Annotated in this window: 12 protein-coding genes; 10 read left to right on the top strand and 2 right to left on the bottom strand. The window is 60.9% G+C overall.

The annotated features are described in order from the left end of the window. Window positions 1-124: 124 nt before the first annotated feature. From ADU59_RS13425 to ADU59_RS13400, 6 genes are read left to right on the top strand one after another with little or no spacing between them, the layout of a single operon-like run. Window positions 125-2,209: a hydantoinase/oxoprolinase family protein gene (locus ADU59_RS13425; RefSeq protein WP_068954636.1), complete on the top strand. Its 2,085-nt coding sequence runs from the start codon at window positions 125-127 to the stop codon at window positions 2,207-2,209. A gap of 10 nt (window positions 2,210-2,219) precedes the next feature. Further along, window positions 2,220-3,887 (top strand): hydantoinase B/oxoprolinase family protein, encoded by a 1,668-nt coding sequence (locus ADU59_RS13420; protein ID WP_068954635.1) that lies wholly within the window; start codon window positions 2,220-2,222, stop codon window positions 3,885-3,887. After that, window positions 3,884-5,095 (top strand): pyridoxal phosphate-dependent aminotransferase, encoded by a 1,212-nt coding sequence (locus tag ADU59_RS13415; RefSeq protein WP_068954634.1) that lies wholly within the window; start codon window positions 3,884-3,886, stop codon window positions 5,093-5,095. Before ADU59_RS13420 ends, ADU59_RS13415 begins: the two co-directional genes overlap by 4 nt. A 20-nt stretch (window positions 5,096-5,115) precedes the next feature. After that, complete coding sequence (locus ADU59_RS13410) at window positions 5,116-5,928, top strand: NAD-dependent epimerase/dehydratase family protein (protein ID WP_068954633.1); 813 nt, start codon at window positions 5,116-5,118, stop codon at window positions 5,926-5,928. A gap of 11 nt (window positions 5,929-5,939) precedes the next feature. After that, the gene (locus tag ADU59_RS13405) at window positions 5,940-7,133 is read left to right on the top strand and encodes an NAD(P)/FAD-dependent oxidoreductase (RefSeq protein ID WP_068954632.1); all 1,194 of its coding nucleotides are present in this window, start codon (window positions 5,940-5,942) and stop codon (window positions 7,131-7,133) included. Between the two features lie 27 nt (window positions 7,134-7,160). After that, window positions 7,161-8,846 (top strand): thiamine pyrophosphate-binding protein, encoded by a 1,686-nt coding sequence (locus ADU59_RS13400; protein WP_068954631.1) that lies wholly within the window; start codon window positions 7,161-7,163, stop codon window positions 8,844-8,846. 169 nt (window positions 8,847-9,015) lie between these two features. Here ADU59_RS13400 and ADU59_RS13395 read toward each other — a convergent pair whose 3' ends face one another. Then, window positions 9,016-9,747 carry a FadR/GntR family transcriptional regulator gene (locus ADU59_RS13395; RefSeq protein ID WP_068954630.1) on the bottom strand — a complete coding sequence of 244 codons (732 nt, stop codon included), beginning with the start codon at window positions 9,745-9,747 and terminating at the stop codon, window positions 9,016-9,018. Between the two features lie 347 nt (window positions 9,748-10,094). Here ADU59_RS13395 and ADU59_RS13390 point away from each other — a divergent pair, with 347 nt between their 5' ends. The 4 genes from ADU59_RS13390 (at window position 10,095) to ADU59_RS13375 (ending at window position 12,637) form a co-directional block, all read left to right on the top strand. Next, window positions 10,095-10,844, top strand: a complete 750-nt coding sequence (locus ADU59_RS13390; RefSeq protein WP_068954629.1) for an SDR family NAD(P)-dependent oxidoreductase — start codon at window positions 10,095-10,097, stop codon at window positions 10,842-10,844. Next, window positions 10,837-11,583, top strand: coding sequence for an SDR family oxidoreductase (locus ADU59_RS13385; protein ID WP_068954628.1), 747 nt, complete (start codon window positions 10,837-10,839; stop codon window positions 11,581-11,583). The genes ADU59_RS13390 and ADU59_RS13385 overlap by 8 nt, the downstream gene beginning before the upstream one ends. Window positions 11,584-11,657: 74 nt before the next feature. Then, a complete protein-coding gene (locus ADU59_RS13380; RefSeq protein WP_139093171.1) occupies window positions 11,658-11,855 on the top strand; it encodes a hypothetical protein in 198 nt (65 codons plus the stop codon). Window positions 11,856-11,860: 5 nt separating this feature from the next. Then, window positions 11,861-12,637, top strand: coding sequence for a pyrroline-5-carboxylate reductase (locus ADU59_RS13375; protein ID WP_068954894.1), 777 nt, complete (start codon window positions 11,861-11,863; stop codon window positions 12,635-12,637). 111 nt (window positions 12,638-12,748) lie between these two features. On the opposite strand, the gene ADU59_RS13370 is transcribed toward ADU59_RS13375, so the two are convergent. After that, window positions 12,749-14,404: an FAD-dependent oxidoreductase gene (locus ADU59_RS13370; protein WP_068954626.1), complete on the bottom strand. Its 1,656-nt coding sequence runs from the start codon at window positions 14,402-14,404 to the stop codon at window positions 12,749-12,751. Between the last annotated feature and the right edge of the window lie 26 nt (window positions 14,405-14,430).

The following is a 14,430-nucleotide window of genomic DNA, read 5'->3' as shown; positions in this document are numbered from 1 at the left end:
AAGCGGAATTATCGGCGCACTGGCCTGCCGGAAAATGGATGGGAAGCCATTGAAAACGCGAGAATAACGCGCACACTGCCACCAACAGGCCAAGTCGCTGCTCACGAAACTGGGGATCAAAAAAATGGTGACCAATGCACCACGAAACTGCCGCGTCGGAGTCGATATCGGGGGGACGTTTACCGACATCGCTCTCGATCTGGACGGCGCGCTGCATTCCACCAAGATCCTCACGGATTACACCGCCCCTGAGCGCGCGATTCTCAAGGGCGTGAAGGCGGTCGCCGAGCTTGCCGGCATTCGCCTTTCCGAGATCGACATCCTCATCCACGGCACCACGCTGGCGACCAACGCGCTCATCGAGCGGCGCGGCGCTAGGACGGCCTTTGTCACGACAGAGGGATTTCGCGACGTTCTCGAAATGCGCACGGAAAATCGCTTCGAACAGTACGATCTCAACATTGCCCTGCCGCCGGCCCTCATCGAGCGTGCCGACCGCTTCGTTGTTCGCGAGCGCGTCGATGCATCCGGAAAGGTGCTGCTTGCGCTGGACGACAACTCGGTGAAAGCCGCTGTCGACGCGATCGAAGCCGGCGGATATGAAAGCGTGGCGATCGGCTTCATTCATGCCTATGCGAACGGCGCGCACGAGGCGCAGGTCCGCGCGGCGCTGTTGGAGCGCATGCCTGGCCTCTCGGTCTCGATATCGTCCGAGGTATCGCCGCAGATGCGCGAATTCGAGCGGTTCAATACGGTCTGCGCCAATGCCTATGTGAAGCCCGCGATCAAATCCTATCTCGACCGGCTGGTGGTCGCCCTGAAGGAGATCGGCGTCGGCTGCCCGGTTTACATGATCCATTCGGGCGGCGGGATCGTCTCCGTCGAAAGCGCGTCCGAATTTCCGGTCCGCCTTGTCGAATCCGGCCCGGCGGGTGGCGCCATCTTTGCGGCCGATATCGCCCGCCACCATGGCCTCGATGCCGTATTGTCGTTCGACATGGGTGGAACCACCGCGAAAATCTGCCTGATCGAGAAGCAGGTTCCGAAAACGGCCAAGACATTTGAAGTGGCGCGTACATACCGGTTCCGCAAAGGCAGCGGCATGCCGATTTCCATTCCGGTTGTCGAAATGGTTGAAATCGGTGCCGGCGGCGGCTCCATCGCCAGCGTGGATTCGATGCGCCAGATCCGCGTCGGGCCGCATAGCGCAGCCTCCGAGCCCGGCCCTGCCTGCTATCAGCGCGGCGGCACCCGGCCGACCGTGACCGATGCCGATCTCATTCTCGGCAAGCTCGACCCCGACAATTTTGCCGGCGGCGCCATTCCGCTGTCCATCAACGCAAGCCGCACAGCCATGGTCAACGAGATCGGCGCGCTCCTCAATCTGGATGCCGATGCCGCCGCCTACGGCACATGCGAGATGGTCGATGAAAACATGGCCAATGCCGGGCGCGTTCACACTGTGGAAAACGGCAAGGATATCTCCGACTTCACCATGATCACCTTCGGCGGCGCCGGCCCGCTTCACGCCGCCCGCCTTTGCGAGAAAATGGGAATTTCGACCTTCCTGGTACCATCAGGCGCCGGCGTCGGATCGGCAATCGGCTTCCTTAGAGCACCTTTCGGTTACGAATCCGTGCGAAGCGCTGTCTTCAATCTCCATCGGTTCAACGCGGCGGAGGCCAACAAACTCGTCGACGCGATGACGGATGAGGCTCTGAGCTTCGTCGAAGGTGGCCTTGAAGGCGCACAGCCCGTGATCGAGCGCACGCTCTTCATGCGCTATGCGGGCCAGGGCTGGGATATTCCGGTCGCCCTCGCCGACAAACGGTTCGACGACACAAGTGCAGCAACGATCATCGAACTCTTCGAGCTTGAATATGCCCGCTTCTTTGGCCGCGCCATCGAGGGGCTTGAGATCGAGATCGTCAGCTGGTCGGTCAAGGCAAGCTCGCCGCTTCCGCAGGTCGCCCGGGTTGCGCCGGTCGAGACCGGAGCCGTGGTGACGCCATCGGCACGGCGCAAACTCTTCGATGCGGCCAGCCATGCCTTTCTGGACGCAGGCATTCATGACCGCGCAGATCTGGCGCCCGGCAATGTCGTCCATGGTCCGGCTGTTATCGTCGAGCGGGAAACATCGACTGTTCTCACCTCGTCGTTCAAGGCAACCGTACAGACCGACGGCTGCCTTCTCGTAACCCGTCTCTGAGGAATATCCCATGAACCAGTCCATGATCGATATCCATATGCAGGTCATGTGGAACCGCCTCATCTCGGTCGTCGAGGAACAGGCGCAAACCCTCATCAGAACCGCTTTTTCCACCAGCGTCCGCGAAGCGGGCGACCTTTCGGCCGGCGTCTTCGATCTTAAAGGGCAGATGCTGGCGCAGGCCGTCACCGGCACACCCGGCCACGTCAACGCGATGGCGGAATCGGTTGCGCATTTCATCAACGATATCGGCCCCGACAATATTTTCGAGGGCGACGTCTATATCACCAACGACCCCTGGAAAGGCACCGGCCATCTTCACGACATCACCATCGTGACGCCGTCCTTCCACCACGGCAAGCTGGTCGGCTATTTCGCGTCGACGGCGCATGTCGTCGATATCGGCGGCCGTGGCTTCGGGCCGGACGCGCGCGAAGTGTATGAGGAAGGTCTCTTCATCCCGATCATGAAATTCTTCGATCGTGGAAAACTGGACCGCACGCTGATCGAGATCGTCAAGAACAACGTTCGCGAGAGCGACAAGGTGGTGGGCGATTTCTATGCGCTGGCGGCCTGCAACGAAACCGGTCATCGCCGCCTGATCGACATGCTGACGGAGTTCAATCTCGATGATCTCGGCACGATCGGCGCGTTCATCCTCAAGCACAGCCGCGAAGCGACCCTCGAGCGGCTGCGCAATCTTCCGCATGGAAGCTGGTCCTACAGCCTCGATCTCGACGGCTACGACGAGCCGGTGACCTTGGCTGCCAAACTGACCATCAGCGCCGACGGCGTACTGGTCGACTTCGACGGCACCTCCGGCATGAGCAAGTTCGGCATCAATGTCCCGCTCGTCTACGCCAAGGCCTATGCCTGCTACGGCATCAAATGCGTGGTGGCGCCCGAGATCCCCAACAATGCCGCATCGCTGGCACCATTCGACGTCGTTGCGCCGGAAGGCTGCATTCTCAACGCAAAACGGCCGGCACCTGTGGCTGTGCGTCACGTGCTCGGTCATTTCGTCCCGGATCTCGTGCTGGGAGCCCTTCACCAGGCGCTGCCCGGTCACGTGCCGGCCGAAGGCGCAAGCGCGCTCTGGAACCTTCACATGAGCGTTCGCCCGATCTCCGACCAGATCGGCGGCAAGGGTGCTGAAATCCTGATGTTCAACTCCGGCGGCACCGGCGCGCGCCCTTCCCTGGATGGTCTGAACGCCACCGCCTTTCCCAGCGGTGTACACACGATGCCGATCGAGGCGACCGAAAATGTCGGCCCGGTCATCATCTGGCGCAAGGAACTGCGCGAGGGATCGGGCGGGGCCGGCGCGCATCGCGGCGGCCTGGGACAAACCATCGAGATCTCGGCTGCGGAAGGCTACAGCTTCCGGTTTTCGGCCATGTTCGACCGGCTTGAGCACCCGGCGCGCGGCCGCGACGGCGGCCAGGACGGTGCGGCCGGGTCCGTTTCGCTGGATGACGGCACCAAATTGCGCGGCAAGGGCCTGCAATTCGTGCCAGCCGACAGGAAGCTCGTTCTCCAGCTTCCCGGCGGCGGCGGTTATGGGGACCCGTCCGCGCGGCCTGCCGCGACGGTGAGCCATGACCTGAAGCAAGGCTACATCACGGCCGAGCAGGCGGAAACATATACGGACAAGAAGACGCCAGGAGCGGAAGCATGAATATGATCAGGTTCGAAAGCACCAAGGCAGCGAGCATCAAGTCGTCACCATCCATGGCCGTTTCGATGGCCGCCAAGGCGATGCGCGCCAAGGGTGAAAACGTCATCGACCTTTCACTCGGCGAGCCGGACTTCGAAACACCGGACTTTATCGTCGAAGCGGCGATCGAAGCGATGCGCAGCGGCAAGACGCGCTATACCAGCCCCGATGGCCTGGAAGAGCTTCGCGCAGCGATCGTTGCAAAGTTCAAGCGCGAGAACGGACTGGACTATGCCACGGACCAGATTTCCATCGGCAATGGCGCAAAGCAGATTCTGTTCAATGCCTTTCTCGGCACGTTGGAGCCGGGCGACGAGGTCGTCGTTCCCGCTCCCTATTGGGTCTCCTATACGGATATCGTCATCCTCCACGGCGGCGTCCCGCGGATTGTCTCCTGCGGCGTGGAAGATGATTTCAAGCTGACGCCGGAGCGTCTTGAGGCGGCCATTACGCCGAAGACCCGCTGGTTCCTGTTCAATTCCCCCTCCAACCCGACCGGCGCCATCTATACCGCTGCCGAGCTTGCGGCGCTGGGCGCGGTGCTGGAGCGTCACCCGCACGTGTCCGTCATGTCGGACGAGATTTACGAGCATATCGTCTGCGGCGATGTTCCGTTCACGTCGTTTGCCAATGCCTGCCCGCAGCTTGCCGACCGGACACTGATCATCAACGGCGTTTCGAAAGCCTATGCGATGACCGGCTGGCGGCTCGGTTATGCCGCCGGACCAAAGAGCCTGACGAAGGTTCTGAACAAGATGCAGTCGCAAAGCACGACCTGCCCTTCGTCGATCTCGCAGATCGCCGCGGCGGCAGCCCTGAACGGGCCGCAGGATTTCGTCACGCGGGCCGTTGCCGAATACAAGCTGCGTGGCGCACTGGTCGCCAAGGGCTTCTCGGCAATCCCGGGCCTTGATGTACGGCCGCCCGGCGGAGCGTTTTACCTCTTCCCGAAATGCGCCGCTTACATCGGCAAGACCGCTCCGGACGGCACCCGCATCGGCAATGACACGGAACTGGCGAGCTACCTGCTGACCTCCGCCAAGGTGGCGACGGTTCCGGGAGCGGCGTTCGGCGTCGAACCCTATATCCGCCTGTCGTTCGCCACGTCGCGGGACAATCTGTCGATCGCGATCGACCGGGTGGCCGATGCTCTCGGGCAGCTTCGCTGAATTGATCGAAGGACAAACTCATGACTGACTACCAGCGTACACTTCTCACCGGTGCTGCCGGCGCACTCGGGACCCAACTGCGCAAATCGGGCACCAAACTCGGCAAAATCGTTCGCCTGTCCGCCCGCAGCGCCTGCCAGGATCTGGCACCGCACGAAGAGGATATGCCAGCCGACCTCTCCGATTTCGACGCGGTATCCGCAGCAGTCAAGGGCTGTGACGCAATCATCCATATGGGCGGCCAGGGGCTTGAAGGGCCGTGGAAGACCATTCTCGATGCCAACATCACAGGCAGCTACAACCTGTATGAGGCCGCGCGGCAGCACGGCGTGAAACGTATCGTCTATGCCAGTTCGGTGCACGCGATCGGCTTTTACGAACGCACCGAGACCATCGACGGCAATGTCCCGACACGGCCGGACAGCCTCTACGGGGTTTCCAAAACCTTCGTGGAAAATCTCGCACGCTACTACTTCGACAAATTCGGCATCGAGACCGTGTCGCTTCGCATCGGCTCGAGCTTTCCCGAGCCGACCGACCGCCGCCATCTGATTACCTGGCTGTCCTATCGCGACTGCCGGCAGCTCGTCGAAAAGAGCCTCGCGGCACCCCGCGTCGGCTTCATGGTGGCCTACGGCATGTCGAACAACAGCGAGTCCTTCTGGGACAACCGGACGGCCGCCGTCCTCGGCTACAAGCCGCAGGACAGCGCAGACGACTATCGTGAAAAGGTACTGGCCAACACGAGCCAGGGCGATCCGAATGATCCAGCCGTACGCTTTCAGGGCGGAAGCTTTTGCGCAGCCGGTCACTATGAAGACGATCACAAATAACGGGTGCAATCATGCAGGCTTCCAAGACATCCTATGACGTGGTGATTGTCGGCGGCGCGGTCGTCGGCAGCGCCACGGCCTACTTCCTCGCCACCAATCCCGATTTCAAAGGCTCGATCCTGGTGATCGAAAAGGACTGGAGTTATGCCCGGTCCGCGACCGCGCTCTCGTCGAGTTCGATCCGTCATCAGTTCTCCAACCCGATCAACGTCCAGATATCGCAATTCGGCACCGACTTCATCCGGGATTTCAGGACACATGTGGTGGTCGATGGCGATGCGCCGGAGCTCGGCTTCCACGAGAACGGCTACCTGTTTCTGGCCGGCGACGAAAAAGGGCGGGCGGTTTTGGAGCGGAACCACGCCACGCAGGTCTCGTGCGGCGCGCAGGTCAGATTGCTGGAGCCGGACGCGCTCGGCGCTCGCTTCCCGTGGCTTAATCTCGAAGGGCTGACGCTCGGCAGCTACGGCGAACGCGGCGAAGGCTGGTTCGACAGTTCCGGTCTGATGCAGGGGTTCCGCAAGAAGGCACGCTCCCTTGGCGCCGAATATATCGAAGACGAGGTGATCGCGATCCATCGTCAGGATGACCGGATCGTATCGGTGACCACCAAAGGCGGGCAAACGATTGCCTGTGGCACCCTGGTCAATGCATCGGGCACCCGCGGCAAGAAGATGGCGCGCATGGCCGGCCTCGACATTCCCGTGGAGCCGCGCCGCAGGTCGCTTTTCGTCGTCGACTGCAAGACGCCGCTGCCGGGCGTCGTCGGCCTGACGATCGATCCGACCGGCGTCTTCTTCCGTCCCGAGGGCCAGTTCTATCTGATGGGGACGTATCCAAAGCACGACCCGGAAGTCGATCCCGACGATTTCGACGTCATGCATGACGAGTTCGAGGAAGAGATCTGGCCGATCCTCGCCGAACGCGTGCCGGCTTTCGAGGCCATCAAGGTCGTCAATGCCTGGGCCGGGCATTATGATTACTGCACGCTCGACCATAACGTCGTTCTCGGCCCGCATAGCGAGGTCCGCAACTTCCAGTTCGCCAACGGCTTCAGCGGGCACGGCCTCCAGCAATCGCCGGCCATGGGCCGGGGATTGAGCGAGCTGATCACCTATGGCTCCTTCAAGACGCTCGATCTATCGCCATTCGGCTATGAGCGCGTGCCGGCCAACCGCCCCTTCCTGGAAGACGCGGTCATCTAAATCAGAATAGAGTGAGGGGACATACCGATGGCGACCACCAGAAACGTCCGCAATGGCGGACAGGTTCTTATCGATGCATTGCGTATTCATGGCGTCGAGCGCGCTTTTTGCGTGCCGGGCGAGAGCTATCTCGCAGCGCTGGACGCCCTCCATGACGCCGCCGACGACATCGAACTGATCGTCTGCCGGCAGGAGGGCGGCGCGGCCTATATGGCGGAAGCCTATGGCAAGATGACGGGCAAACCCGGCATCTGCTTCGTGACGCGCGGGCCCGGTGCGACCAACGCCTCCATCGGTGTCCACACGGCCTTTCAGGACTCGACCCCGATGATCCTGTTCATCGGGCAGGTGGCGCGGGACCAGGTCGAGCGGGAAGCGTTCCAGGAGTTGGACTATCGCCGGATGTTCGGCCAAATGGCCAAATGGGTTGTTGAAATCGATGACGCAGCCCGCATTCCGGAATTGATCAGCCAGGCGTTCCACAGAGCGGTGAACGGCCGTCCGGGACCAGTCGTCGTTGCCCTGCCCGAGGATATGCTGACCGACGAAGTGACCGTCGATGACGTTCCAGCGTTCAAGACGGTCGAAGCCCATGCCGGAGAAGAGCAACTCGCAGAACTGGTCAGCCTTCTTGAAAAGGCCGAGCGCCCGATGGTGGTCGCCGGCGGCGGCGGCTGGACGACAGCTGCGGTCAACAACCTTCGCGCCTTTTCAGAGGCGTTTTCCCTTCCCGTTGCCGCATCTTTCCGCTGCCAGGACCTGTTCGACAACACGCATCCCAATTATGCAGGCGATCTGGGCTTGGCGGCCGGCCCGAAACTCATTCAGCACATGAAGGATTGCGACCTTCTCATTTCGATCGGCGCACGACTGGGCGAAATGACGACGGGAGCCTATACCCTCATCGACATCCCGGTTCCCAAGCAGATCCTTGTCCACATTCATCCCGGAGCGGAAGAGCTGGGGCGCGTCTACCATGCGACACTTCCCATCAACGCCGCGGTCGGTGCTTTCCTCTCGCAGGCGGTCAAGCTCAAGCCGGCGGCCCTGCCCCGGTGGCGGGAGTGGACACATCAGGCGCATGCTGATTATCTGGAAAACCTGATACATCCACAGGTGCCCGGCCCTGTCCAGATGGGCGACATCATGGCGTGGCTGCGCGGCCACCTGCCCTTAGACTCGATCCTGACGACCGGCGCCGGCAATTACTCTGCATGGGCGCACCGGTTCTATCAGTACCGCCACTTTCGCACACAGCTCGGACCGACAAACGGTTCGATGGGGTACGGCGTTCCGGCAGCGATCGCCGCCAAGATAACCGACCGCGCGCGTACCGTGGTCGCCTTTGCAGGCGATGGCTGTTTCCTGATGAACGGCCAGGAACTGGCCACGGCCATGCAATATGACGCGCGCGTCATCTTCCTCGTCATCAACAACGGCATGTACGGCACCATCCGGATGCACCAGGAGCGGAGCTATCCCGGCCGCGTTTCGGGCACGCAGCTGACGAACCCCGACTTCGCCGCCCTTGCCCGTTCCTATGGACTGCACGGGGAGACGGTGGAGGCGACCGGGCAGTTCGCCGACGCCTTCCTGCGGTCCGAAGCATCGGGAAAACCGGCATTGATCGAGATCAGGATCGACCCGGAGGCGCTGACGCCAAAGATGAGCCTGTCGCAAATTCGCGATCAGGCCATCGCGCAAGGCCGATAGGCAAACAAAACGACAGAGCCCGCCTGTTGCCGCAGGCGGGCTCTGTTTCGTTTCAGCCCCATCGCCCGGGTCTGGGCCTGGCGTCGATCTTGTCTCGCGCCGGGTCATGGAATGCGCGGAAATAGAGAGCCAGCAGCGATGTGAGAAAATGGCGCATGGCTCGCGTGGATTACTCTGCCAGTTCGGTACTGGCGGGTTCGTCCAGCATAGTCCGGTAGCGATTGAGGCTTTCCTCAAGGTGCTGCGCCAGGGCATTCTTGGCCGCCTTGGCGTCACCTTGCGTGATCGCCGACATGATCGCCGCGTGCTCCTTGTTGATCTTCTTCAGATAGCTCTGATAGGTCCGCGCCGACTGGCGGTGCTTCAAGACGAGATCGAAGCTGATCTCGCCCATGACCGCTTCCAGGAAACGCGGGAAATGCGGATTGCGGGTCGCCTTCGCGATCGCCAGATGAAATTCGAAATCGGCCTGAGCTTCAATCTCTGCGTCGTCGGTTTGAAGACCTTCGAGATAATCATAGGCCCGGGCAATCTCGGCGAGGGCCTCCGGCGTGCGCCGCGCTGCGGCAAGCGCAACGGATTGCATTTCGACGCCAAGGCGCAACTCGAGGATCTGCATGGCAGACCTGATGTCATCGATCCGGCTGATCTCGAAATTGAGCGACTTGCTGTCCCTCTCGGTCACATACACGCCGGCACCTTGACGCGCGATCACGCGACCGTTGACCTTGAGCGATGTCAGCGCCTCGCGGATGACCGTTCTGCTGACGCCGAACTCCTCGCAGAGCAGCGCGCTCGATGGTATCTTCTCGCCGGGCGGATACAGGCCGGAATCGATGCGTGTGGTCAATTGCGCTACGACTATTTCGGCAAGGTTGCCGCGCTGGGTTATCACGGACACTTTTTTGCTCCAAATTTCGACGGACTCGATAGAGACCTCACATATCACATATCATGCCAATCCGAGTTACGCGACCGTGTTTTATCAAAAGCAGGCGTGCTGCACACTTGAATCACGGGTTTCGAGCGCCTCTCCGCCATGATTTCCATCGGAAACCGGCAAGAATATCGCCGGAACAGCCCTCTTCCTCACGAACGAATTCATCAGTCCTGATCAACGCGTAGCCGACCTCGGATAGCGAGGCGGAGGGTCATCTGCGCACCAGAAAAAGATCTTGAGCGCTTGCAGGTTGGCATATAAGTGATATCATACCAATAGCCAAGACAATCGAATACAAGGGGTGAATTATGAAAGACCAGGCAGTAGTGATCGTCGGCGGCGCGTCTGGGCTGGGCCTGACGACCGCAAAGCTTATGGTTTCGCACGGCGCCACGAAAATCGGCCTGATCGACCGCAACGAACAGCTGCTGGAAACGGCGGCCGAAACACTGAGAGACCTGGGGGTCGAAGTGGCGGTGGCCGCAGCCGACATATCCATCGGGGAGAGTGCGCATCGTAGCTTTGATGCCGTCGCTCAAAAACTTGGCCGCATCCATTCCCTGGTCAACAGCGCGGCGATCTACCCGCGCAAGTCGATACTTGAGATTACCGATGCCGACTGGGACCTCGAGAACGCGATCAATATCAAAGGCACCTATCATATGATGGTCGCGGCCGTCTTGCATATGCGCAACTACGTGAGCCCACCTGAGGTGACCGGCCGGATCGTCAACATCACCTCAGTCGATGCGTTCAAGGCGCACCCGCAAAACGCTCACTATGCAGCAACCAAGGCCGCAGTCGTCAGCCTCACCAAGTCGTTCGCGCAGGAATGTGCGAAGGATCAGATCCTCGTCAACTCCGTCGCGCCGGCCGGTTTTGCCACAGACCGCGCCAAGGAACTCGGCTTTCTTCCGGAACTGGCGAAAGCCAGCGCCTTGGGCCGTGCAGCGGAACCCGTCGAGATGGCGGAATGGATCGTCATGATGGCAAGCAGCCGCAACACCTATGCAACCGGCGAAAATGTCGTCATCAGCGGAGGCTACATCTATGTCTGAGCCCCTGCCCTACCGCACCGCCGTCGTGACCGGCGCCACCAGCGGGATCGGCCGCGCAACGGTACTGAAACTGCGTGAACTCGGGCTGACGGTTTACGCCGTCGGCAGGAACGAAAGCTCATTGCAAGAATTAGCGGCGCTTTCCGGCGCCATGCCAATCCGGGCCGATGTGCGCGATACGGGAGAAATCGCCGAGCGCCTGTCCGGCGTCGAGGTCGATATCCTCGTCAACAATGCCGGCATTCTCTCCACACGCGCGTTGTTTCACGAGATCGACCCTGCCGAGATCGATGCCATGATCGACGTCAATCTCAAGGCGCCGATGCATCTGACGCGGGCATTTCTGCCGGGCATGGTCGAACGCAAGCGAGGCCATCTGATCTATCTCGGCTCCAGCGGCGGCCGGGCACCCTATCCCTCGATGGGGGCCTACGGCCCCTCGAAGGCAGGGTTGAGCCTCTTTTGCGACAACCTGCGCTGTGATCTGCTGGGAACGTCCGTCCGGGTCAGCGAGGTTGTCCCGGGCCGGGTCCAGACGGAACTCTATCGCACGGCCATTGCTGGAAACCAGGCAAAAGAGCTGCTTTATGACGGCTATCGTCCGATCCAGCCCGATCACATCGCCACCATTATCGCCAACGTCATCACGTTGCCGACATTCGTCGACGTATCGCGCATCGAGGTCTTCCCCACCGATCAGGCGACGGGCGGTGGCACTATGGTCAAACATCAGCAGTAACAAACAGTGCCTATCTCGCATATGTCACTTCCCCCAGCCAAAGCCGCGGTGCTTTGTTTTGCAAGGCAATCGAATTGAAAGAGTATCCGTCGAACAGCAGAAAAACGGAAACCGTCAGTGAACTGGATCTCTCCATTCATTACCGCCCGATCGCGCTGAAGGCGGTCCTCGCCGCGCACACCGTCTTGGCTACGGGGCTCAGGAACAACGAAGATAGTCCGCCAGAGCAGAGCCGTATCATGAGAGCGCTGCTCACATCGGAAAGGGATTGATCGGCATGATCGAAGGCACGTTGGGTTTCATAGGCACCGGCACAATCACCGAAGCGATCATCACCGGCATTTTCGCCGTGCCGGATCGGGCGGCCGACATTCTGGTTTCACCGCGCAACGCCGAGGTCGCTGCAAAGCTGGCGGCACGATACCCTTCCGTCCGCATTGCCGGCAGCAATCAGGAGATCGTGGATGCCGCGGACATGTTGTTTCTGGCTGTGCGTCCGCAAATTGCCGAGGAGGTGATCCGAGCGCTACGTTTTCGTCCCGGTCAGCGCGTTGTCAGCCTGATCGCCGCGGTTCACGATGCAAAACTCACGGAATGGATCGACCAAAAGGTCGAGATCGTCCGGGCGGTTCCACTTCCGTTCGTCGCCGATCGAACGGGTGTCACGATGATCTATCCGCCAGAACCCCGGGCAGCTTCGTTCTTTGCCGGGCTCGGAACAGCCGTCGAATGCGAAACGCAAAACGAATACGACCTGCTCGCAGCGGCAAGTGCGCTGATGGGGACCTATTTTGGCCTTCTGGAGCGCACCACCGAGTGGCTGACAAGCCAGGGCATATCCGAGCAGAAATCGCGAAACTATCTTGCTCCCCTCTTTGCCAGTCTCGGTCGGACCAGCGTGATATCGCAGGACCGTTCTCCCGGCGACCTGCGGCGCGAATTCTCGACAAAAGGCGGCCTGAACGAGCAGCTCTTCAGAGAATTCGAACAGGGTGGCGGGACCGAGGCTTTGACTGCTGCGCTGACAAGCGTCCTGTTGCGGATCAAAACATAAAGCAACTCACGCTTTCGAGGCGCTGTTGACGTTGGGGCTCGCTGATCTACCTCACCCGCCGGCATCGCACGGACCCGCCCGTCGACAATGATCTCTTTCCAACGGATGTTTCTAAACGGGTTGGCTCTCTGCCAGGGACCGGCCGCAGATATAACCCCATGTCAGGCATGGGCCGATCGTCGTGCCGGGGCCTATGGCGCGGGTTCCGATCGGGTTGGCCATGGTAAGGCCCGCGCAGTAGAGACCCGCGATTGCCGTGCCGTTTGCGCGGATGACCTGCCCCTTCTCGTTGGTCTTTGCGCCGCCCTTGGTTCCTAGAATGGAGCGGTTGAAGCTCATGGCGACAAACGGCGCCGTCTCAATTCCGCCAAGCGCCGGATTGCCGCTTGCATCCTCTTCCCCGCCGGACTTGTAGCGCTCCCACCGATTGTCGCCGCGCTGGAATTCCTCATCGCGGCCATTGACCGAATAGCGATTGAACGCATCCACCGTCTGCTTGAGATTGCCGCTATCGACACCGATCCGGACGGCGAGGCCCTCGATCGTTGCGGCTGACTTGATCCAGCCCGGCTGCTTCGATGCGTAATATCGGAACGGTGCCGAAGACTTCATGAAGCGGGTATCGGCAATGAGCCAGGCCGGCAGATGAACGCTTTCGCCGGTTTCGGGATCGCGTCTATCCAGCATCTCGCCAAGATTGAAGTCGTATTCGCTGGCAAATCGGCGGCCGTGGCGGTTGACGACAATCGCATTGGGCGAAATCTGGAAGGTGATGGGCAGGCCCTGCAGCCGGCCTTCATACAGGGTTGGAATGGTCGGATAGACGTTCGCCTGATCCATATGTTCGAGAACGGCACCGGCCTTGAGCGCAAGCTTGTGGCCATCACCCGTGTTGGTGCTCGGGCTTCCGAGCCGATCCGTCGCGCCGGGGAAGTGCGCACGCAGCATGGTCTCGTCCCATTCGAAGCCACCGGTCGCCAGCACGATACCCCTGCTTGCGCGTATTTCGTGCTGCTTGCCCTCCCGCGTGCAGACGACGCCCGCCACGCGTCCATTATCGTCGATGAGGAGGTCGGTGACCGGGCTTGAGACCAGGATTTCGCATCCGGCATCAAGGCAGCCCTTCAGGAGACCGGTGATCAGTGCCGAACCCTGCCCGGCCTCATTGTTCAGATACCGGCGCAGCAGGGTCGGGCCAAGGCGCATGGCCGAGCGTACCGGCGCACCATAAAAATCGCTATCCACCGCTTCCTTATAGGAAAAGATATGCGGCATCGTCGACCGGCGAAGCCGGGCGGCCCATTTGCCGACGATATTGCGGCTCAAGGGTTTGGGCGAAAGCATGCGTCCATGTGGGACACCACCCGGCGCTTCCGTAAACGGATCGGGCTCGGCGATCATCTCGAACCGCAACGGCGAATTCGCCTCGAGAAATTGCAGCATGTCGGGGGCGGCATTGGCGAAGGCTTGCCACAGATGATCGTCCGTCTGTCCCCAGCCTTCGGGCGCGGTCGCGCGCAGATAGGCAAGTGCATTTTCCTTGCTGTCCTTGATACCGGCGGCGATGGCGTGATGGTTGGCGGGGATCCAGGTACCTCCGCCGGACATCGCGCTGGTACCGCCGATCAGATCGCTTTTCTCGACAATGGCAACCTTCAGGCCCAATCGGGCAGAGGTCAGGGCAGCGCTCAGGGCTGCCGATCCCGAGCCGACAACAACGACATCGACGGCTTGGCTTGCACAGGCGGCTTCAATCTTCGCGGACATATTCATGCTCTCAAGGTGTTTGACTG

This window comes from Pararhizobium polonicum, from assembly GCF_001687365.1.
Lineage (GTDB): Bacteria > Pseudomonadota > Alphaproteobacteria > Rhizobiales > Rhizobiaceae > Pararhizobium > Pararhizobium polonicum.
The sequence above is the reverse complement of the archived record's forward strand: the minus strand, read 5'-3'. Positions and strand labels throughout refer to the sequence as shown.